Genomic DNA, 22,097 nt, shown 5'->3' with positions numbered 1-22,097 from the left:
TCGGGCAGGTCTAGTCCGATCAGCCTACGGCCTGACCCTCCTCGTACTTCCTGCGGATCAGGTCCATGTAGAAGGCGACCGCGTCCTTCGGGGTGCCGTCGAAGACGACATGCTGCGCGTCGAGCACCAGCGTGCGGTCGATCGCATACTCGGGGCGGACGATCATGTCCGTGTCATGCGTGGCGACGATGACCTGCTTGTCGTAGGTGAACAGCGCCTCGGCCACATGCCGTGTGCCGATCTCGTCCAGTCCCTTCGACGGCTCGTCGGCCACGATCGCGGACGGGTTGAACGCGAGGGCCGCGGCGATCGCGAGCAGATGGCGCTTCTCCGAGTCGAGTTCGGCGGCCTTCGCGCCGCGCATCTGCTGCAGACCGAAGTGCGCGAACAGGTTGCCGATGCGCGCCGAGCGCTCCGCGTCCGGGATCTTGTGCTTCTTGAGCGATTCGTCGACCGCCTTGACGATGTTCTCGGCGCGGTAGAACACGTTCGGGATCTCCTCGCGGCGCACCTTGCCGACCCATTCGTCGACGGTTTTGAGGTCCTTCTTCGAGGATGTGTCGAGCGTCATGTCGGCTCCGGAGAGCGTCACCTTTCCGGCGGCCGGCTTGAGCGAGCCGTCCAGCAGACCCAGCAGCGTCGACTTGCCGGAGCCGTTGAGGCCGATGATGGCGACGCGCTTCTCGGTGATCGTGAGGTTCAGCGGGGTCAGTCCCACGTGCCCGTCGTCGTAGGTGTGTCCGGCGCCTGCGAGCGTGAACGTGACCGAGGTCGGTTTCGCAGTGTCCTTGCGAGAAAAGAAAAAGCCCATGGCACTTCAGTCTAGTGAGTGCCATGGGCCTTGGATGACCGTCCGTCCGAACGGATGGTGTACGTCAGGCGAAGTAGAAGCCCTTGAAGTCGTAGTGGTACACGCGGTAGATGTACGAGGTGCCGAGCTTCATCGTGTACTGGGCCTGGAGATTGCCGTCGTCGTCGTACACGCCGAAGACGCCCTGCATGCCGGTGTCCACGAGGTTGATCGAGTCGGTGATCTCCTGCGAGGAGCTCACGTACGGCGAGTACGGCACGTCGAAGCTCTGCACTTCGGTGTACGTGCCGGCCTTTTCGTCGACCAGGTACTTGCGGAACTGCGAGTTCGAGTTCCTATCCTTCGAGCTCTGGGCGGTGGAGATGCCCTTGATCGTGGTCCAGTCGTAGTCGGGGCGGGTCATCGCGTAGCCGAAGTTGTTGTCGAACATGTAGATGTAGTACTGGCCGTCGGGCAGCGACGGGTCGGCCTCGTACGTGATCGAGTGCTGGCCGCCGGTGTCGCCGAAGTCGCCCGATTTGGTGAGGAACAGGTCCTTGTATGAGGTGCCGTCCCACACGCTCGGCTCGCCGATCATGTAGTCGACCGTCGGCTCGCCGTTCTCGCCTTCGATGTCGTCGATCTTGATGATCGTCGAGGTCTCGCGCGCGGAGAGCAGCGCGGAGCCGTCGTCCAGCAGCTGGATCGTGTTGAAGTGGATCCAGTCCCAGCGGTTCGTGGCGGTCGGATCGGATTCGTCGATGCCCGAATGGTCGGTGGACGACTTGTAGTCGGGGAAGATCTCGCCGAAGTCGACGAGCTGCGTGACCTTGCCGGTGGTGGTGTCGACCTTGATGACCTGATCCTGCACCGCATGGTCGGAGCGGGTCAGATCGGTGGCGAGGGAGACGATGTTGCCGTCCGAGTCGAGCGCGTAGTCGTGGTGGAGGATGAACCGGCTGCCGAGGTTGATGATCTTTTCGAGCTTGCCGAGCCGGTTCATGCCGACGAAGTGCTTCGTCGAGGCGGAGAACCACATGAGTCCGTCGTCGTCGAACAGGAGACGGTGCGAACGGTAGTACATGACCGGCACCTCGCCGCGCAGCACGCCGTTGACGTCGTAGTAGTACATGAAGTCCTGCTCGTTGGAGTCGTTGCCGAGGATCGCGTACAGGCCGTTGCCGAGCGCCTGCGTGGCGGAGTCGGTCGGTTCGACCGGCTGGTCGAGGCGGACCTCCTCCTCGCCGAGGAGTTTCGCGCCCTGATGCGTGATCTGCCTGGTGGCCACGGTCTCGCCCGTGGAGTCCCTGAGCGTGAAGGTGATGGTGTTGCTTGTGGCCGGAATGAGACCGAGTACGAGGAACTCGTGCTCGGTGGAGTAGTCGTCGCCCTGTTCGGCCGTGGCGGAGAAGTCCGGGTAGCCTTCGGCGTGCACGGTGTAGGAGACGTCGGTGGCCTTGTCCGTGGTGAAGTAGACGTAGAGCGACGTCGTGTTCGTGCCGTACGGGTTCTCGGCGACGAACGGCTTGTCGAGCGTCGCCTCGGCCTTATCACGCGATGAGGTCAGCTGCTCGTCGGCCATCTTCTGGTAATCGGTGGTGTACACGTTCGCGATGCGGGCGTTGAGGCGTTCCACGCGACGTTCCTTGATTGACGCCTGGACGTTGTCCTGTGAGAACAGGCACAGTCCGATGGCGATGGCGAGGGTGACGGCCGCGGCCGCGATGCGTACGGCGAGGTTCCTGGTTGCGATGCGCTTCATGAAGTGGTGTTCGGCTTTCGTTGTTCGATGTGCGAGGGATCCCTGCGGTGAGGGGTCCGAGGATAGCCGCCGACGGGGGATCGGAAGGTTATCGATTTGTGAAGAAACCATTTCATAGTATGCGCGGACCCTTGGAATTCTTGGGGTTTGCCTGTACGTGCAAGACTCGTTCGCTGAATATTCGCTGGGAGCGCATCCGGTTTTCTCTCAGGCGTTCTCAGGCGAGGAACCAGGAGGCCACGTCGCCGAACAGGCGCGGATTGCCGGAGAGCATCACATCCTGACGGCCCGGAGTGAACCAGCAGGTCAGAGCCACCAGCAGCGACCACATGAGGATCGCGAGTACGATCAGACGCAACGCCGGACGGATGCGGCAGACGCGGGAGATACGCGAGGACGCGTCGACGGCCGCCATGTCGTCATGGTCGACGACGTCCCCCATCACGCGCAGCAGCGCCGGCAGCGCGGCCAGCGCGAACAGCCAGCCGAAATCGCACATGTACCGCCAGCCGAGGCCGGCGCTCACCGCATCGAACGCCACCAGGGCGAGACCCAGCACGAGCATCCCCATCAGCATCGGACGCAATCCGGGCGTACGGCCCGTATCCGGCACGCGCAGCAGCGCCGGCAGCGCAAAGGCGGCCAGCAGCAGCGGGCACAGGACGAACAGGCCGCCCACCATCGGCTCGGCGAACGACCATTCAGGCAGCGGCGTGGGGGAGAGGCGCAGCCACGGGAAGCCGTCGCCGAAGCGCAGCGGCAGGAACAGGTAGTAGCCGATCACCGGCAGGATGTCCGCGATCGGCTCCCTGAACCGGGTCATGTCGGTGACGGTCATCTGATAGGCGGTGCCGAAGTCGAACAGGGAGCCGAAACGCGCGCGGTTGTACAGCATGAGCGGCACGATCGGCACCGCGGCGGCCGCGATCACCACGCCCGGGGCGCGCAGTGCCTTGCGCCACGACACCTTGCCGGCGGCGAGATGAGAGACCAGTGCGTGGATCTGCGGCCAGAACAGCGGGAAGCCGAGCAGCGCCGCCAGACAGAACGTGGGGCGGCATCCGAAGTTCGAGGCGATGCACAGCGCCCCCAGTCCCAGGCGCGGCAGGGAGATCTCCGGCGCCGAACCGACCTGCCACCGGTCGGCCGGGTTGAGCGGCGGCTTGGCGGTCTGCGCCCCCACCCACAGCCACAATCCCAGCGCGGTCAGGGTCAGCGAGGCGGCGAACGGCACCGAATAGAAGTTCGTACGGTAGAACAGGTACCCGTAGTTGCCGGCCAGCGGTACGAAGACCAGTGCGATCAGCGTGGCCGCCACCGACGTGCGCGGTGCGAGACGGGCGATGACGCGCACGACCAGCAGGCAGGCGAACAGCAGCGCCAGGAACATGAGCAGATGCACGGCCGCGGCGCTCGAGAGCATCCTGCCGGTCAGCACCCGGTAGGGCATGAACAGCAGTATCGCCGGCAGCACGCCGAAATACGTGTACCAGCGCCCTTCGAAGTACGCGTGATCCCAGTAGATCGGGTCGACGCCCTCGGCGAACAGGCGATTGCGGGTGATGACGTCATGCGGATCGGCCGCTGCGGCAAGCTCCGGCGGCACCATCAGATCGAGCCAGGTACGACCGTGCAGGAGCGAGTCGGCCAGCCGGCCGTACTGCTCGAAATCATAGGTGTAGCCTCCCAGGGCGTGGAAGACCAGCGGCTGCGAGTACATCATCTGCCAGACGACGTTCGTCACCATGGACACGGCGAACGGCGTCAGCAATGCGGCGAATCCCAGACGCTGCCGGAGACTCGACGTGTCCAATGCGATGCGCCACAGCCTCGACCATGGGCCGAGCAGGACGACCATCAGCACCGCGCCCGCCATCAGCGCCACCCGCGTCACGTCGAACGTGAACGGGACGCGCACGTTCGCGCGTATCGCCTCGATCGGAATGATCTGGTTCTTGCCCTCCTCGATCCACACGCGCAATGTTCCCGCGCCATGCGTCGGGATGAACAGGGAGCGCCGGGAGACCAATGAGACGGTGCGGGAGGCGGCCGTGCCGCCGTCGAGCGAGGCGCGCAGATGCACGATGCGCAGCGCATCCTGCTTCGGCGTGAGCGCATCGACGCGTGCGAAATCGGACGTGCCGTCCGTCTCGACCTGAAGCCAAGCCCCGCTCGGATCGGTGACACGCAGCGAACCCGTGTCGGTGCGTTCCAATCCCGGTCCCATCGTGTTCTCGTATGCTGCCGAATCCATGCTCGCGCCGAGCGTGCGCCAGAACGGCATGTTGAACCCGAAGCATTCGATCAGCAGGATGAGCAGCGCCGTGACGACGGTCAGCACGATCGCGCGTCGGTGACGGCGCAGCAGCCGTCGCGGCAGCGGGGAAAGTCCAAAGGAAAGCCGGGGAAGATGAGGCACCCCCTTATTCTATAGGCATTATTCTGTAGGCTTCACGGCCGACCGCCATGTCGGGTTGCGTTGAAACAATGTGAGGCATGTCAGTACGTAAGCCACACCGCAATTTCCCGTTCGCACCGATTCCCGACCCGATCAGGGACGCGATGACGCGAGCGCTGCGGTTCGCGTCGCGCCTGACTCGCTCGGGTCGAGGCGCCGTGGAGGGCGCCATGGAATCGGCCGACCCGTTCGGCGCCACCCTCGACCGTGCGGCGGCCGAGGCGATGAACCGGGCCGCATCAGACACCTCCGACGTCGGACGCGACCCCAGCGACGTCGAGCTCGATGTGGCCCGGGAGCTCGCCAGCCATTCGCGCAGGCTCGGCCCGCTCGTCAAACGTCACCTGCTCGACTTCGACGACGTGCCCGGCAAGCTCACGCTCGGCTGGGCGCAGCTGTCGGGCAGCGGCCCGTCCTCCTCGTCCGGGGAGGGCTTCTCGCTCGGCGTGTTCGCCGACAAGGACCACTTCTCGCAGATCGCGTACGCCGACGGCCGCGGCCGCGTGTTCGTCGGCCCTGAGATCGGCATGGACGTGCAGAACATGCAACCGCGGTTCATGTTCACCAAGGAGCCGCGTGGCCTCGCGGACGGCAATGGAGCCGACGGCCGCAAGCCGGGCTCCTCGAACGTCTCCGGTGCCGCCGGCAGCCCCCGCGTCGGCGGCGGCATCGTCGGCCGCGACGACCGCGGCCGGATGACCTGGCTCGCCGCATGGAGCCGCACCGACGACGGCAAGGGCCGTGGCATCGGCGTCGGCGTCGGCAGGAACGGCTGGGGATCGAGTGGCGGCCGATACCGTCTCGAACAGATGCGCTACCCCCTGCCTCGCGAGATGCGCGAGGATCTCGAATACCGTGACGCCATCGCCATCGGCTTCTTCGCCGCCTACATGCTGCCGCAGATGAGCGGCCTCATGCTCGGATTCGGCGCGGGCAACATCTTCCGCAGGCTCAACCGCGAGGCGCCGATGGGCGCGATCCGCCGCTCCGTACGCGACATGCTCGCCGTACGCGCCCACGGCATGCGCGTGTCCGGGCTCGAGGACCACTTCGCCGAACTCATGCACGAGGCCGGCGCGCTCGACGACGCCCCCGGCCTCGAGGCCGTCCACGGGGCCGAACCGCTGCACCTGTACACCTCCAGCTATTCCGGCTCCTACTTCTTCAACTGGGACTCCTCGCTGTCGCTCGCCCCGGCCCTGCGCGCGCTCGCCATCGAGGGCAACCTCAACCGCTTCGCGCAGGTGAGCGCATGGCTGGAACGCAATACGCGCCTTGGGCTCGAACCCACCGAGGAGACGATCACCCGCGCCCAGGCCTCGACCCTCGACCTGAAGCTTCTCAACGATCCGGCGCTGATCGCCCTCGGCGGCGGCGATCCCACGGACGGATCCCTCGGCTCCGGGCAGCAGGACGACGCCAATTCGATGCTCGCGCTCATCGAACAGGCGCGCCGCATCGCGCGCGACATCGGCGAGAGAGCGAGGGAACGCGGCGGTGCCGACTCCGAATGGACCTACCGTCAGAGCATGGCGCTGCTCGTGAGGAAACTGCGTCTGCCGTACCGCTTCGACGTGGAGATCCGCTCCAACCTCGCCGCCGGACGCGTGGCCGTCGGCTTCACCACCGCGGGCGTCTCGATGATGCCGGCGAGCCGGTACGACGAGCAGTCGCACAGCTGGGTCAAGCTCTCCGACCGCGAACGCGCCGAAATGAGCGCCGACTACAACCTGCGCGTCGGTCTGATCATGGCGGCGCTGAGCTTCGCGGCCTCCGAGCGCGTGCACGAGGTGTCCCTGCACGTCGACTCGCTGGGACTCGAGGAGGCGCTCGCCGAACAGGACTCCGCCATCGAGGAGATGATGAGCGAGGCGCTGAGCGCGTTCGAACGCATGCACACCGGTAACGTGGGCGCCGTGCACGGTGGCAAGTCCGAGCCGAAGGACGGCGACTTCCATGGCGATCCGACGCGTACGCCGTCGCCATCCCGCCCGATCGCGGATCGTGCGTCCGACCAGTCGGGCGATGCGGATGCTGCTGCTGGGGACGGGAGCGAAGCGGACGAATCCTCCGCCGACGCGACGGCCGCCTCCGGGGACACGCTCGATCAGCGGTTCGAGGATCTGGTCAGGGACGTCGACATCGACATCGACGAGACGGCGTTCGCCAATCCGGGCGATGGCCGCAACGGCGTCGACGGACGGATGGATGGTGACGATGCCGCCGATGCCGCCTCCGATTCCGACGATATGGCCGACGACGAGTTCGGCGCCAACGGACTGATCTCCGGCGCCGGTCTCGGCTCCGGATCGGATGGTGACGATGACGTCGACTCCGGCGCGGCGGACGACCCGATGAGCGTGCTCAGGCGCAATCCCACCGTCCGCAACCTCGCCACCGTGACGTTCACGCGCGAGGCGTTCCTCATGCGCGTCGAACAGGATTCGCTCTCGCATCCGATGAGCACGTATCGCATGTTCGACGCCGTGATGGACGTCGATTCCGGTGCGCTCAAGCCCGTCAACGAGGGCTTCGACCTACGCGACCCCGCGTTCGCGCCCGCCGGTGCCCAGGAGGAGCCGGAGATGTCCGACCGCGTCTTCACCGGCGAGACCGCTCGCGTGCTCGGCACCACGAGGGCCTCCGGCCTGTCGATCCAGCGCGTCGACCTCATGCAGCGCGCCGACACGGACTTCCATCGTCTCGCCTCCGACGAGACGATGCCGTCCGTCGCCAAGGCCCAGGAGGCGATGCGCATCGTCGACATGATCGGAGACCCGGAACTGAGCGAACAGGCGCCGCTGATCACCAGCGCGCTCATCGACGGGCGGGACACGCCATCGGTCGCGCTGCGCATGGCCGACGAGCTCGACAGGGAACGGCTCAAGGCCCGCGACCTCCTGTTCAACGGACAGGTCGATCAGGCGTTCGAGGCAGCCGAGGCCGCGATCGGACACGTCGACGCGCTGTACGCCAAGGGCGGCGGCGTGCCGCGCTACTTCAACTCGTACGCCGAACGCGTCATCTACAATCGTCTGTTCGCCACATCCGGCGAGCGCACGGTGCTGATCCCCGACAACCTGTTCTACGCGCACATGGAACTCGCCGACGTGCTCGCGCAGGTCAAGGGCGCCTCCCACTCCCTCAAGCATCTCAACGCGATGGTGGCCTACGCGCCCGCCTATCCGCTCACGCACCTGAAGCTCGCCGTGCAGCTGGCGCGCAACGAGGACTGGGATTCGGCGCGCGCCGCATGCCTCAACGCCCTGCGGGTCGCCCTCGATCGCGACGACGCCGCGTTCGCCTACTATCGCCTCGCCTACGACGAGTGGATGCAGGATCATTTCGATGTGGCGGTGGCCGCGTACATCATGAGCGACCACATCGCCCCCGGGCAGATCTCCGCATTGGAGGGGGAGCTGCAGGAGCTCGTCGCCCGCGCCGACTCGCAGTGCATCCGCGTGCCGGAGAGCGTGGCCGACGCGGCTGCGGTGCTTGCCGCGCATGATCTGCCGGTGTGGCCGCACACCGAGGTGGCGCGCATCGTGGCCGACGCCGCGCGGCTTACGGTCGACGAGGGACTGTTCGTGCCCGCCCGTACGCTCTCCGTCGCCACCGCGCGCATGGCCGATGACGACGACAGCGGCATCGACGTGGTGCAGGCCCAGTTCATCCGCTCCCTGAGCGTGTGAGCGCCCAACCCGTTGCAGCGAATCGTTCTCAATAAGGAACGTGTGAGGCAACCGCACGGGAACGCACAATCGCGCATCACCCCTTAGCGGCGGAATACCGCCGGTTTCAGGCAATTGGATGTGCGATTGACAGCCCGTCAACCCTCACACTTTTGTTATCGAGAACGGTTCGCTGTAAGCCGTGATCGCTCCATGGGTACAATCGACAGAGCAATCGGACCATGAGCAAAGGCGGGAATATGGCAGACGAACAGCTTGCGTGGGACTTCGACGCGTCGGATGGGTCGCCCGACATCGTCGCCGATGAGGGCCGGCCCGGCAGCGAGCAATGGATCGCCGCGCTCCAGCCCACCGACTCCGACGCGGTGCGACTCGACCGGCTTGATGTCGCATCGCTGAGTGCGGAGGCGGCCCAGCGCCTGTGGGCGCGCGTCGCCGCATGGGTCGAGTCGGATCAGATCGCCTATTACATCGACGACTCGCCGGTCTCCTCCGACGCCGCGTATGACGCGCGACTGCGCTGCCTGCAGCGACTCGAGGCCGCGTTCCCCGCGCTTGACAACCCGCAGAGCCCCACACATCGCGTCGGAGGCACGTTCTCCAACGACTTCGCGTCCGTCCGCCACCCGAGCCGCATGATGAGCCTCGACGACGTGTTCTCCATCGAGGAGCTCAGGGACTGGTACGATTCGGTGCGCCGCGATCTCGACTGGCCGGACGGCAAGGCGCTGCCGATGAGCTGCGAGGTCAAGATCGACGGCCTCGCCCTGAACCTCATTTATAGGAACGGCGTGCTCGAGCAGGGATTGACGCGCGGCGACGGCGTCACCGGCGAGGACATCACCTTGAACGTGCGCACGATCGGGTCGATCCCCGCGAATCTCGGCGGCGACAAGGACGACATCCCCGAATTCGTCGAGATCCGCGGCGAGGTGTTCATGCGCTGGGACGACTTCCGCAAGCTCAACGACGAGCAGGAGGACGCCGGTCGCACGCCGTTCGCCAACCCGCGCAATGCAGCGGCCGGATCGCTGCGTCAGAAGGATCCGCGCATCACCGCCACCCGACGGCTGAGCTTCTACGCGCACGGCATCGGCACGCTGCGCTGGGGTGCGGGACGCGCGGCCGACTCCCACGATGAGGTCAACGACCAGTCCGAGGCGTACGCGCTGTATGAGAAGTGGGGCGTGCCGGTCTCCCCGCACAATCGCACCGTGAAGTCGTTCGACGAGATCCTGAAGATGATCGACTACTACGGCGAGCATCGCGGCGATATCGAGCATGCGCTCGACGGCATCGTCGTCAAGGTCGACGATCTCGCGCTGCAGCGCTCCCTCGGCGCGACCTCGCGCGCACCGCGATGGGCGATCGCCTACAAGTACCCGCCCGAGGAGGTCAACACCGAACTGCTTGACATCACCGTGCAGGTCGGACGCACCGGACGCGTGACGCCCGTCGCGATTCTGAAACCCGTGTACGTGGCCGGTTCGACGGTCGCACGCACCACGCTGCACAATCCGTTCGAGGTCAGACGCAAGGGCGTGCTGATCGGCGACACGGTCGTTGTGCGCAAGGCGGGAGACGTGATACCCGAGCTCGTCGGACCGGTGCTGGAGCGTCGCCGCGGCCGCGAGGACGAACTGCGCGAGTTCGTCATGCCCGAATACTGTCCGTCGTGCGGGGCGAAGCTCGCCCCCGCCAAGGAGGGCGACAAGGACATCCGCTGCCCGAACGTCGAAAGCTGCCCCGCGCAGCTGACCGAACGCGTGATCTCGCTCGCCTCGCGCAAGGCGTTCGACATCGAGCATCTGGGCGACCAGTCGGCGATCGCGCTGACGAACCCGGAGGAGAACCGCCCCGGTTCGGTCGCGACGTTCGCGCCGAACACCACCGAGATCCTCGTCGCGCCGGGCGAGGAGCCGGAACCGTACGAGCCGGTGCCGGGTCTTGCCCTGCCCGAGCCGCAGGTGCCGGTGCTCTCCAGCGAGGCGGGGCTGTTCGCCCTGACCGCCGCCGACTTGAAGGACGTGCGCGTGTGGCGTGAGGCGCCGATCATCGAGGTGCACGAGACGGTCGACGCGAATGGTCGCAAGAAGAGGACGCGTCGACGCATCGGCGGATCGGGCCTGTGGCATCAGGTGCCGGCGTTCTGGACCACGCCCACGGCGGCGAGGAAGCTTACGGCCAAGCAGCTTGCGGGGCGCGACGAGTCGGCGGAATCGGCGTATCCGGACTACGACGTGCCGGCGGACGCCGAGATCGTGCGCGTCGACCATAAGCGCACGCGCGCAGGCGAAACCGACGTGCCGGTGTACATCCGTCCGGGCGAGAACACGCGCAAGATGTTCGACGAGATCGACAAGGCTCGTCACGCCGACCTGTGGCGCGTGCTGGTCGCCCTGTCGATCAGGCGTCTCGGACCGCCCACCGCCCGTCTCATCGCCTCGTCGCTGGGGTCGTTGGATGCGATCGCGGAGGCGAGCGTCGACGAGCTGACCGAAATCGACGGCGTGGGTCCGGAGATCGCCGAATCGGTCGTCGGCTGGTTCGCCGCCGCACGCGAGCCGGGCGACTGGCGAGGCGAGACGCTGCGTGCGTGGAGGGCGGCCGGCGTGGGAGTCGCCGCCGCGGAGACAAGCACGCTGCCGCAGACGCTCGCCGGCAAGACCGTCGTCGTCACCGGCTCGCTGGAAGGCTATTCGCGCGACTCCGCCAAGGAGGCGATCATCGAACGCGGCGGTAAGGCGGCCGGATCGGTGAGCAAAAAGACCGACTACGTCGTCGTCGGCGCGAACGCCGGATCCAAGGCCGCCAAGGCCGAGGAGCTCGGCATCCCCATGCTCGACGAGGCCGGATTCAACCGGCTGCTCGAAACCGGCGAAGCGGACGGCGAATAGGGCGGTCAAAAAGGTCTGGCAATCCGCCGATTGGCACGCTAGTGTGGTACGCGGCAATTAAGGAGGATTCATGACAGCAGACACCCGACGGATCGAAGCGGACATCTACGAGCGGCTGAGCCGCGTCATCGACCCGGAGCTCGGCCGCTCCGTCACCGATCTGGGGATGATCGCCGCGATCAACGCGGTCCCGGCCGAGTCGTCGACCGATGGCAATCGCCCTGCCTACGACGTCACCGTGCACGTCGAACTCACCGTCGAAGGCTGCCCTCTGTCGGAAACCATCACCAACCAGATCAACGGCGCGGTCGCCTCCTATCCGAACGCGACGCTCACCCCGCATATCGAGGTCAGTTCGATGAGCCGCGACAAGCTCGACGATCTCGTCGCCGATCTCAAGGCCGAACGCAAGCAGAACCCGTTCAACAAGCCCGGCATCAAGACGCGCATCTTCGCGATCGCCTCCGGCAAGGGCGGCGTCGGCAAGTCGTCCGTCACCGCGAACCTCGCCGCCACGTTCGCGGCCCTCGGCTACGATACGGCCGCCATCGACGCGGACATCTACGGCTTCTCCCTGCCGCGCCTGTTCGGCGTGCACACGCAGCCCACGAACCTGAACGGCATGCTCATGCCCGTCACCGCATGGGGGGTCAAACTCATCTCGATCGGCATGTTCGCCGGCGCCGATCGCGCGATCCTGTGGCGCGGTCCGCGTCTGCAGCGGTCGCTCGAACAGTTCCTGTCCGACGTGTGGTGGGGCGAGCCCGACGTGCTGCTGCTTGATCTCGCCCCGGGCACCGGCGACATGGCGATCTCCGTCGCGCAGGCGCTGCCCAACGCCGAGCTCGTCGTCGTGACGACCCCGCAGCCGTCCGCCTCCGACGTGGCCGTGCGCTCCGGACTGGTCGCGCTGCAGGTGCCGATGAAGGTGCGTGGCGTCGTGGAGAACATGAGCTACTACGAGCACAAGGGCGAGAAACTGCGCATCTTCGGCCGCGGCGGCGGCGAGCGCGTCTCCCAGCAGCTCACGGATGCGCTCGGCTATGACGTGCCGCTGATGGCGCAGCTGCCGTTGGAGCCCGAACTGCGTGAGACCGGCGAGGCGGGGCGCCCCGCGGTCCTTGACGAGGACGGCGCTTTGAGGGGCGACGGCATCGGCGCCGAGTTCAAGGCGTTGGCCGAGCGGCTGATCGGCTAGTCCCCTTACAGCGAACCGTTCTCGATAACAAAAGTGTGAAGGTTGACGGGCTGTCAATCACACATCCAATTGCCTAGAATCGGCGGTATTCCGCCGCTAAGGGGCGATGTGCGATTGTGCGTTCCCGTGCGGTTGCCTCACACATTCCTTATTGAGAACGATTCGCTGCAACGGGAGTTTGCCACAACTTGCAAAATGCCGCCAGATACCGCTGTCGTGCGACCATGGTCCGCGCCAGAGCCATGAACGATCGACGCGCCTCCGGCGTGCGGAAGTCGTCGGCCGTCACGTACACGATCGCCCATCCGCGCACCTGCAGCCGGTTCAGCCTCGCCGCATCGGCCATCATCTGATCGGGTTCGGCATGGTGATACCCCTGATATTCGAACGCGACCTTGCAATCGGGATACGCCATGTCCAGCAGTGCGTAGGACCTGTCCAATTCCACCCGGTGATTCGGCGAGGGATTCCCCAAGCCGGCATCCTTCAACGCCTTGAACAGCTGCGTCTCCGGAGGCGAGTCGGTGTTCTCGGTGATATATGGCAATGCGGCGAGACAGTTCTTCCGTCCTCGGAATCGGGGACTGTTCTCGACGTATTCCCGAAGCTCCGCGAGGGTGGCTACCTTGCGCCGCGTATCACGGCTGAGCATCGCCGAGCCGATCGCCGCAAGGTCCTCCACGCCGCAATGGCCCGCCATCTGCGCCCAGGTCATCGCCGGCGACGCCACCCAGAACCGCTCATAGTCCTGTTTGCGATAGGATTCCATTCCGCGAAACACATGGAACGTGACTCCCGCGACCCGCTTGCGCATGGGCGATTCCGGAACCGAGACATGCACGGTGTCATCCCTGAGATCACAGTCACCCGGAATCGGCGCACCCCAATACCGCACCGCGTTGAGATACCCGACGTGCAACGGTGCACTCGTGCGTCGGGCCGCCGCATTGCATCGGTCCCGCTCCATCTTCCTGTTCGCCACGATGTTGCTTTGCATGAATGAGACCATGCCCCCGACCATACGGGATGTTCTCCGCCGCTCACCTTCCCATGTGCATATGGTGCATAACACGGTGGATGATCGCGCAGCGAACCGTTTTCAATAACGAAAGTGTGAGGGTTGACGGGCTGTCAATTGCACATCCGATTGCCTGGAATCGTCGGTATTCCGCCGCTAAGGGGTGATGTGCGATTGTGCGTTCCCGTGCGGTTGTCTCACACGTTCCTTATTGAGAACGATTCGCTGCAAGCGAGCTGGCTTACTTCTCACTCCTCCAGATGTCCGGCTCGACATAGATCTCCCATTCGTACCACGGCATCCGGCCGCGGATGCTCGACTCGATCTTGTCGACGGTCTGCACGTCATAATCGCGGTCGAGCTTTGAGGTCTCGACCTTCATGCACAGCAGCACTGCATCCTCGTCCATGTGGATGGCCTGCATGTTGATGAGTCGGTCGACGCCGGGGGTGGATTCGATCGCCTCGACGAGCATCTCGCGTGTGCGGGGATCGATGTCCTCGCCGATCAGCAGCGAGCCGGACTTGAACGCGAGGGCCGCCGACCCGCAGACCAGCACGAGGCCGACCATCAGGCCGCCGATCGCGTCGTAGAGTTCGTCGCCGGTGGCGATGGACAGGCCGATGCCGAGCCCTGCGAAGGCCAGGCCTATCAGGGCGAGCGTGTCCTCCATCATCACGGAGGCGAGTTCGGCCGATTTCGTGCGACGCCAGAACCGGACCAGCGACGTGCTCTCCACCTTGACGCGCTTCATGCGGCCACGCGCCTCGTGCACGGACGTGTGCAGGCCGTAGCCTTCGAGGCAGGCGGAGACACCGACCACGACGAGCGCGGCGACGAGCTCGAGCGAGTTGGCCTGACGGGGGAGCGTGCCCTCGATCAGTCCGGTGAGCTTGCCCGCCGCCTGCGAGACGGCGAACACGCCGCCGACGAAGAACAGCAGCGTCGCGACGATGAAGCTCGCAAGATACTTGACGCGGTGCAGACCGAACGGGTGATCGCCGTCGGTCTTGTGGTCGGACGCCTTGTCTCCGACCATGAGCACGAGCTCGTTCGCGCAGTCGGCGACCGAGTGCACGGATTCGGAGAACATGGATGATGATCCGGTGAACGCCGCGGCCGCGAACTTCGCGATGGCGACGCCGACGTTCGCGGCCAGCGCGGCCTTGACCGCGGCTCCGGTCTTGGCCTTGGGACTGGCCTGGCCGTGCCGATCCGGCCTGATGACTGATATGCTGCCGTCCGCAGTATCCTGCGACATGATTCCCATCTCCCAGATGTGCATGTGTTCGCCCGTAAAACCCTCGGGCATCCGGAACGTCATTGTAGTGCGCATGCGTGCATACGAAAACGCCCTGACCAGCAGTGTGGTCAGGGCGTTTCCATTGCGCTTCAGACGCGAGTCATGCGACTATCAGATGTGGTAGTACAGCTCGTACTCGAGCGGGGTCGGGGCCAGACGGGCCTGATCGATCTCGTCGCGCTTGAGGTCGATCCAGGTCTCGATCAGATCCGGGGTGAAGACGTTGCCGGCGGTGAGGAAGTCGTTGTCCTCCTCAAGGGCGTCCAGCGCCTCGCCGAGGGAGCTCGGCACCTGCTTGATGCTGGCGTGCTCTTCCGGCGGCAGCTCGTAGAGATCCTTGTCGACCGGTGCCGGCGGCTCGATGTGGTTCAGGATGCCGTCGAGGCCGGCCATCATCTGGGCGGAGAAGGCCAGGAACGGGTTGCAGGACGGATCCGGGGCACGGAACTCGATGCGCTTGGAGGCGGGGGAGGTGCCGGCCAGCGGGATGCGGATGGCGGCGGAGCGGTTGCGGGCCGAGTAGACCAGCGAAACCGGGGCCTCGAAGCCCGGGACCAGACGGTGGAAGGAGTTCAGCGACGGGTTCGTGAACGCCACGACCGCGGAGGAGTGCTTGATCAGACCGCCGATGTACCAGCGGGCGATGTCGGACAGGCCGCCGTAGCCCTGCTCATCGTAGAACAGCGGCTTGCCGTCCTTCCACAGGGACTGGTGGCAGTGCATGCCGGTGCCGTTGTCGCCGGCGATCGGCTTGGGCATGAAGGTCACGGACTTGCCGGCCAGAGCGGCGGTCTCGTGGACGATGTACTTGTACTTCATCAGGTCATCGCCAGCGTGCTGCAGGGTGTTGAAGCGGTAGTTGATCTCCTGCTGACCGGCGCCGGCCACCTCGTGGTGGGAGCGCTCGAGCTGCAGACCGACCTTCTGCAGGTTGGCGACCATGTCGTCGCGCAGGTCCTGGTTGTGGTCGATCGGCGGAACCGGGAAGTAGCCGCGCTTGATGCGGTTCTTGAAGCCGATGTTCGGGGTGCCGTCCTCTTCGGTGTCGACGCCGGAGTTCCACGGGGCCTCGATGGAGTCGACCTCGTAGAAGGAGCGCTGCATGGAGTTCTCGTAGCGGACCTTGTCGAAGATGAAGAACTCGGCCTCAGGCGCGAAGGACGCGGTGTCGGCCACGCCGGTGGACTTCAGGTAGGCCTCGGCCTTGCCGGCGACCTGACGAGGATCACGGGAGTACGGCTCGTCGGTCAGCGGGTCGACGATGGAGAAGGCCACGTCGAGGGTCTTGTGCTTGCGGAACGGGTCGACGAAGGCGGTGGTCACGTCCGGGACCAGCTTCATGTCGGACTCGTTGATGGCCTGGAAGCCCTGCACGGAGGAACCATCGAACGGCATGCCGTCGGTGAACGCGTTGTCCAGGAACTCGCTGACCGGCACGGTGAAGTGCTGCTGAACGCCGATGAGGTCGGTGAAACGAACGGAGACGTACTCGATGCCTTCCTTGTTGATGAGGGCCTCGACTTCTTCCGGCGTATGGGCGAAGATCTTATTCTCTGCCACGATCGCTCCTTTGGTGAGAACGTTTTGTTGATTGACAACTTACAAGGGTTAAGCATAGGAACAAGCGTTTCGCCCGCTCGAAACTTCGGTTACGAGAATGTTTCGTGAACGGTAACGAGGAGCGTCTATGCGTGCGATTTCCGTTGCGATGACTTGCTTTGCGTCCGATCGCACCTTTTCGGGAGCGGATCGGCGCATACGCGTGCGCGTCCGTCCTATGGACGGAATGGGGACGGACGGGGACGCATGGGCGGATACGACGATGGGCCCGGCGGTGTTTGCCGCCGGGCCCATCGTTCTGGTAACAGCCAAGTCGATCACTTGCCGCGCATCGCGCGACGGCTGACCTTCTGCACGCGGTTCGGATCCACGCCCTTCGGGATGCCGTAGCCGCTCTTCATCTGCAGCGTGCGCAGACGGTCGTTGAGGATGGCGAGCTCCTCCTTGGTGAGCATGAAGCGACGGCGCGGGTGGATCTTGTCCATCAGCTTGCTCTTGTGCTGGATCGGCACATAGCTCTTCTGACGGGTCACGGTCTTGCGCAGGTCGCTCAGCTTGGTCTGCTTCGGTCCGTTGCCCACGAGGATGCGGTAGACGGGGATCTGCGAGCCGGCGGTCACACCCTTGATGGCACGCTCCTCACGGTCCATCTGACGGTTGACGCGGCCGTAGTCGCCCTCACCGAGCAGGTAGATGCCGTTGTAGCCGGTGCCGCGCCAGATCGCGTCCTTGGTGCGCGGATCGACCCACACGGGCTGTTCGGGGAAGTTGAATCCGGCCTTGTTCATGTTGCTCAGCACGCCGATCGCGGCGCCCGGACGGCCTTCGAGCTGCCTGTAGCCGACCTTGTCGGCGCGGTTGGTGAGCGTCATCGTGCCGAAGAGCAGGCCAAGCATGATGGCGGCGATGATGATGAAGATCCAGTTGAGCCAGTTCCACTGGAAGATCAGTCCGATGATCACGGCCACGACGATCGGGGCGAGGATGGCGCCGGCCAGCAGCCACGGCAGCTGCTTGTCGTCCTTGACGGTGTACTTGTAGATCTGGATGATCTGCTTGATCGTGCTCTGCTTCTTGGTCTTCTTCTCGTCCTTGTCGGCCATGCTCCCTCACTTGCATCGGAATGTACGCATACTGGCCCTACACTCTACCAGCAGCTGTGACCGCGCGTGCCTGCGGCGGGTTCAGCGCGTGTGCAGGGGACGGCCGTCCGCCTTGAGCAGCGCCTCGCCGAGCGTCTCGCCGAACGTGGGATGCGGGTGGATGAGCCGTGCCGCGTCGCTGAGCGCCACGTGGTTGCCGACCAGCTGCTCGGCCTCGGCGATCACGTCGGAGGCGACGGGGGAGACGATGTGCACGCCGAGCACCTCGGGAGTGTCCGGATGATCCGAGTCGGCGCGTTCGCCGCTGACGACGGTCATCGAACCGCCCACGCCGCTCATGAGCATGCGCGAGTTGCCCATCATCGGATAGATGGTCTCTTTGACGTTGTTGAAGCGCGGATCGTCGATCGCCTCGCGTCCGGTGAGCCCCACGCACGCGGCCTCGGGATGCGAGAAGACGACCTGCGGCACGCTCGCCTCGTCGACCGGCTTCGGGTTGAGGCCCGCGATCGCCTCGGCGACGGTGATGCCCTGCTCGAAGGCGCGGTGCGCGAGCGCGTGCCCCGCCACGATGTCGCCGACCGCCCACACGTGTTCCGCCGATGTGCGTCCGAGCGGATCGCACGTGACGTAGCCGTCGGCGTCGCGCCGCACGCCGGCCGCCTCCAGCCAGTCGGCGTCGGTGTTCGGGTCGCGTCCGATCGCGGCGAGGACCATCTCCGCCTCGACGGTGTGCTCCGTGCCGTTCGCGCCGGTCGCACCGTTCGCGCCGGACGAACCGCCCTGCATGTAGTGAACGGTCGCCCCGAGGTTCGCGCCCGTGTCCACGTGCTTGACGGCCGTGTTCCTGACGACCTTCACGCCCTGACGGACCAGCTCGCGCGTGAGCGTCACGCCGGTGCGCCTGTCCCAGTGCGAGAGCACGCGATCGCGGCGGATGAGCATGGTCACGTCCACCCCGGCGGCGTTCCACATCGACGCGAATTCGACCGCGACCGCACCCGCGCCGACGATCACCGCGGAGGCGGGGAACTCGTCGAGCTCCAGCGCCTTGGTCGAGTCGATCAGCGCTCCGGCGAACGGATTGCCCGGCAGCGGCCGCGGGGATGCGCCGAGCGCAAGCACCACGTCCGTGGCGTGCAGCTCCAGCGATGCGCCCTGTGGTTTCGGCTCGTCCGCCTCGTCGGATCGCAGGACGTCCGTCTGACCGGGGGCGGCGACGAGACGGACCGTACGCGTCGTCGCCCCCGCGCCGTCCGATGCCGGTTCCAGCGATCCCGACGCGCGGAAGACCGTCACGCCGCGATGGGCGAGCAGCGCCGACAGGCCCTGCGTCATCGTCTCGACGATATGGACGCGATAGTCGCGCAGCGTGCCGTAGTCGATGCCGTCCACGTGCGCCTGGACGCCGAGTTCGGCCGCGCGGTGCACGGTGTCGATCGTGTGCGTCGCGGTGATGAGGGCCTTCGAGGGGATGCAGCCGCGGTTGAGACAGGTGCCGCCCATGGTGGCGTCGCGTTCGATGAGCGCGACGCGCCTGCCCAGTTCGGCGGCGCGCAGTGCGGTCGAGTAGCCTCCCGGACCCGCGCCGATGATGACGATGTCGAATGCTTCCATGTCGGATGATTCACTCATGCCATCCATCGTAGCCGCGTGGAACAAAAAAAGGAGGCCCCGATCGGGGCCTCCAAAGGATGGTGTCGTACGAGATCACTCCGGCCAATGACCGCGCTTGTCATAGCGCGGCTTCGGCAGACGCCAGCGGCGCACCTGGATCGCACGGCTCCACGCGTAGGAGCCGGAACGGCTGCCCCTGGCGACGGAACGCTCGCCGAACTTCTCGATGAGCTTCTTCTTGAGACCTCGCCACATGATCCACACGTCGATGATCACGGCGAACAGGTAGACGTACATGAGGATCATCATGATCATCGAGGCGAGCGGGCTCTGCCACACGGTGCTGATGATCATCGAGCCGATCAGGATCACGATGGCGACCGGGATGAAGAACTCGCCGATGTTGAAGCGGGCGTCGACGTAGTCGCGGATGTAGACGCGGTAGGGCAGACGCTCGGCCTTGGGCATGTGGTTGATATCGCCCTTCTGCATCGCCTCGTACTCGGCGTTCTCACGCTCGCGCAGACGCTCCCTGGCGGCCTTGCCCGCGGCCTTGCGGTCGGTCGGCACCAGCGGTCGGATGCCGGCGGCCTGCGCCTGCTTCATCTTCGGGGTGGGACGGTTCTTCTTCTCGCCCCTGACCGACTCGGTCCTCGCCGGAGTCGCCTCGACGGACTCCTGCGCGTCTTCCTTCTTCTTGAACGGATTCCATGTCATGCTTGCAGGTTACGGTGACGTCTAGACGCGCGTCGAAGGCGTGCGAACGGCGGTATTCCGCCGGTGAAGGCCATTTGAGGCCATTTGGGGCCGGGCCATGCGGACAACCGCAGACAGATAGGTAGTAGTAGAAGGAGTCCACTGATGGCACAGATCAGCGCAGACGAGATCCGCTCCCGCGTGGAGGCGGACTGGAACCGCATCGTCGACGTGCTCAGCCGCAAGATCGCCCTCGCCTCGGTGTCCGCCAAGGGCATCACCGGCGAGCATATGAAGCGCTCGGCCGAATTCGTCGCCGAGCAGATGCGCGAGGTCGGCGTCGACGCGAAGGTCGTCCAGTCCGCCAACCCGGACGGCACGCCGGGCGCGTGGGAGGTCATCGGCTCGCGCATCGTCGACCCCGACGCCCCGACCGTCCTGCTCTACGCCCACCACGACGTGCAGCCCGTGCCGGATCCGGCCGCTTGGGACACCGACCCGTTCGTCGGCACCGAGGTCGACGGCCGTCTCTACGGCCGCGGCTCGGCGGACGACGGCGGCGGCATCGCCATCCACTCCGGCGCGCTCAAGGCCCTCGGCGACGACCTCAAGGTCAATGTGAAGATCTTCATCGAAGGCGAGGAGGAGATGGGCTCGCCGAGCTTCATCCCGTTCATCGAGGCCCACCGTGACGAGTTCGCCTCCGACGTGATCATCGTGGCCGACTCCGGCAACTGGTCCGCCGACATCCCGTCCCTGACCACCTCGCTGCGTGGCAACACCTGCGTCGACGTGACCGTGCGCGCCCTGAAGCACCCGGTCCACTCCGGCCAGTACGGCGGCCCGATTCTCGACTCCAACACGCTCGCCGCGATGCTCATCGCCTCCCTGTACGACGACAACGGGGACCTCGCGGTGCCGGGCATCGCCGCCGAGGAGCCGATCGGCGGCCTGCAGCGCGACCTCGACGAGGCCACCGTGCGCGAGGACGCCGGCATCCTCGACTCCTACACGCTCGCCGGCTCCGGATCGCTCGCCTCACGCCTGTGGACCAAGCCGAGCCTGACGGTCATCGGCTTCGACGCCCATCCGGTCGACGGCTCGTTCAACGTGATTGCCCCCGAGACCCGATTCCGTCTGTCCCTGCGCACCGCGCCGAACCAGCGCCCCGAACAGGCGCAGGACGCACTCGCCACGTTCCTCGAGAACAACCCGCCGTTCGGCGCTCAGGTCGAGGTGGCCAGGCTTGAAAACGGCATGGGCTGGGCCATGGACCCGAACGCCGTGGCCACCAGGGACGCGCTCGAGGCGATGGAGGAGGCGTTCGGTGTCGCCCCGATCAACAAGGGCGAGGGCGGTTCGATCCCGTTCATCCCCGAACTGCAGCGTCTCTTCCCGTCCGCGCAGGTGCTCGTCACCGGCCCGGAGGATCCGAAGGCCAACGCGCACAGTCCCAACGAGTCGATCTCCCTGTCGGGTCTCAAGAACAACGTCGTCACCGAGGCGCTGCTGCTCGCCAAGCTCGGCGCGTGACCTGAACGGTGACCAGTCGGTCGGGTATCCGACGGCTTCAGTGCCGGCGGTCCCGACCGCCGCGTTTCGGTGGGACGAGCACGAACGAGAACCACGCGCCATCGTCCATGCTCCCTGTGGTGAAGGTACCGCCGATGCGTTCGATCTTCTCACGGTAGTGTTGCAGTCCGTGCCCGTGCTTTGGAAGCCGCTCTTGGGACACTTCGTTGGACGTGGTGACTTCGATGCCGCTGCGGTTCCACATGATCGAAATTTCAGGCCTTTCGCTGTTTGTGGTGGGTGATGGTGTGCGGTGTGATGTCTGTCGGGTAGGTTGGAGGCATGGATACCTCGCGTTTGTTCACGGCCGCGCTCCAGCTGCGGGAGCCTTGGAGGGTCGAGTCCGTGGATTTCCGGGACACCGACGACGGCAGGCAGGAGTTGCACATCGGGATCGGTTTCGAGGCGGGCTCGCGGTTCCGCTGCCCCGA

14 protein-coding genes and 1 pseudogene are annotated in these 22,097 nt (G+C 65.7%); 5 read left to right on the top strand and 10 right to left on the bottom strand.

Going from position 1 to position 22,097, the window contains the following annotated elements:
• Positions 1-19: 19 nt before the first annotated feature.
• The 3 genes from BW11_RS04655 to BW11_RS04645 form a co-directional block, all read right to left on the bottom strand.
• A complete protein-coding gene (locus BW11_RS04655) occupies positions 20-811 on the bottom strand; it encodes an energy-coupling factor ABC transporter ATP-binding protein (RefSeq protein WP_140444857.1) in 792 nt (263 codons plus the stop codon).
• Between the two features lie 64 nt (positions 812-875).
• On the bottom strand, positions 876-2,552 hold the full coding sequence (locus BW11_RS04650; protein WP_140444856.1) for an aryl-sulfate sulfotransferase: 1,677 nt from the start codon (positions 2,550-2,552) through the stop codon (positions 876-878).
• Between the two features lie 217 nt (positions 2,553-2,769).
• On the bottom strand, positions 2,770-4,971 hold the full coding sequence (locus BW11_RS04645) for a hypothetical protein (RefSeq protein ID WP_258184544.1): 2,202 nt from the start codon (positions 4,969-4,971) through the stop codon (positions 2,770-2,772).
• A gap of 263 nt (positions 4,972-5,234) precedes the next feature.
• Here BW11_RS04645 and BW11_RS11510 point away from each other — a divergent pair, with 263 nt between their 5' ends.
• The 3 genes from BW11_RS11510 (at position 5,235) to BW11_RS04635 (ending at position 12,797) form a co-directional block, all read left to right on the top strand.
• The gene (locus BW11_RS11510) at positions 5,235-8,702 is read left to right on the top strand and encodes a lipopolysaccharide assembly protein LapB (protein ID WP_258184545.1); all 3,468 of its coding nucleotides are present in this window, start codon (positions 5,235-5,237) and stop codon (positions 8,700-8,702) included.
• A gap of 221 nt (positions 8,703-8,923) precedes the next feature.
• The gene (ligA, locus tag BW11_RS04640; protein WP_181162501.1) at positions 8,924-11,599 is read left to right on the top strand and encodes an NAD-dependent DNA ligase LigA; all 2,676 of its coding nucleotides are present in this window, start codon (positions 8,924-8,926) and stop codon (positions 11,597-11,599) included.
• A 70-nt stretch (positions 11,600-11,669) separates the two neighbouring features.
• Positions 11,670-12,797, top strand: a complete 1,128-nt coding sequence (locus BW11_RS04635; RefSeq protein ID WP_107043423.1) for a P-loop NTPase — start codon at positions 11,670-11,672, stop codon at positions 12,795-12,797.
• A gap of 148 nt (positions 12,798-12,945) precedes the next feature.
• Here the strand turns inward: BW11_RS04635 and BW11_RS04630 are convergent, their stop codons facing one another.
• From BW11_RS04630 to BW11_RS04605, 6 genes are all read right to left on the bottom strand, one after another.
• Entirely contained in the window at positions 12,946-13,794 is an 849-nt protein-coding gene (locus tag BW11_RS04630) for a hypothetical protein (protein WP_140444867.1), read from the bottom strand.
• A 262-nt stretch (positions 13,795-14,056) separates the two neighbouring features.
• Positions 14,057-15,076, bottom strand: coding sequence for a cation diffusion facilitator family transporter (locus BW11_RS04625; RefSeq protein ID WP_140444854.1), 1,020 nt, complete (start codon positions 15,074-15,076; stop codon positions 14,057-14,059).
• Positions 15,077-15,229: 153 nt separating this feature from the next.
• Positions 15,230-16,663, bottom strand: a complete 1,434-nt coding sequence (gene glnA, locus BW11_RS04620; RefSeq protein ID WP_043166424.1) for a type I glutamate--ammonia ligase — start codon at positions 16,661-16,663, stop codon at positions 15,230-15,232.
• Between the two features lie 332 nt (positions 16,664-16,995).
• A complete protein-coding gene (locus BW11_RS04615) occupies positions 16,996-17,781 on the bottom strand; it encodes a DUF4191 domain-containing protein (RefSeq protein WP_140444853.1) in 786 nt (261 codons plus the stop codon).
• Between the two features lie 81 nt (positions 17,782-17,862).
• Entirely contained in the window at positions 17,863-19,416 is a 1,554-nt protein-coding gene (locus BW11_RS04610; protein WP_140444852.1) for an FAD-dependent oxidoreductase, read from the bottom strand.
• Between the two features lie 75 nt (positions 19,417-19,491).
• A complete protein-coding gene (locus BW11_RS04605; protein ID WP_043166376.1) occupies positions 19,492-20,115 on the bottom strand; it encodes a DUF3043 domain-containing protein in 624 nt (207 codons plus the stop codon).
• Between the two features lie 144 nt (positions 20,116-20,259).
• On the opposite strand from BW11_RS04605, the gene BW11_RS04600 reads away from it, so the two are divergent.
• Positions 20,260-21,627 carry a dipeptidase gene (locus BW11_RS04600; RefSeq protein WP_140444851.1) on the top strand — a complete coding sequence of 456 codons (1,368 nt, stop codon included), beginning with the start codon at positions 20,260-20,262 and terminating at the stop codon, positions 21,625-21,627.
• Between the two features lie 37 nt (positions 21,628-21,664).
• Here the strand turns inward: BW11_RS04600 and BW11_RS11650 are convergent, their stop codons facing one another.
• The gene (locus BW11_RS11650) at positions 21,665-21,871 is read right to left on the bottom strand and encodes a hypothetical protein (protein WP_219846722.1); all 207 of its coding nucleotides are present in this window, start codon (positions 21,869-21,871) and stop codon (positions 21,665-21,667) included.
• A gap of 77 nt (positions 21,872-21,948) precedes the next feature.
• Here BW11_RS11650 and BW11_RS04595 point away from each other — a divergent pair.
• A pseudogene (locus tag BW11_RS04595) lies at positions 21,949-22,097 on the top strand (ISL3 family transposase); the annotation flags it as partial.

The sequence above is a fragment of the Bifidobacterium sp. UTCIF-38 genome (assembly GCF_006454495.1).
In the GTDB taxonomy this organism is placed as follows: Bacteria; Actinomycetota; Actinomycetes; order Actinomycetales; family Bifidobacteriaceae; genus Bifidobacterium; species Bifidobacterium callitrichos.
The sequence above is the reverse complement of the archived record's forward strand: the minus strand, read 5'-3'. Positions and strand labels throughout refer to the sequence as shown.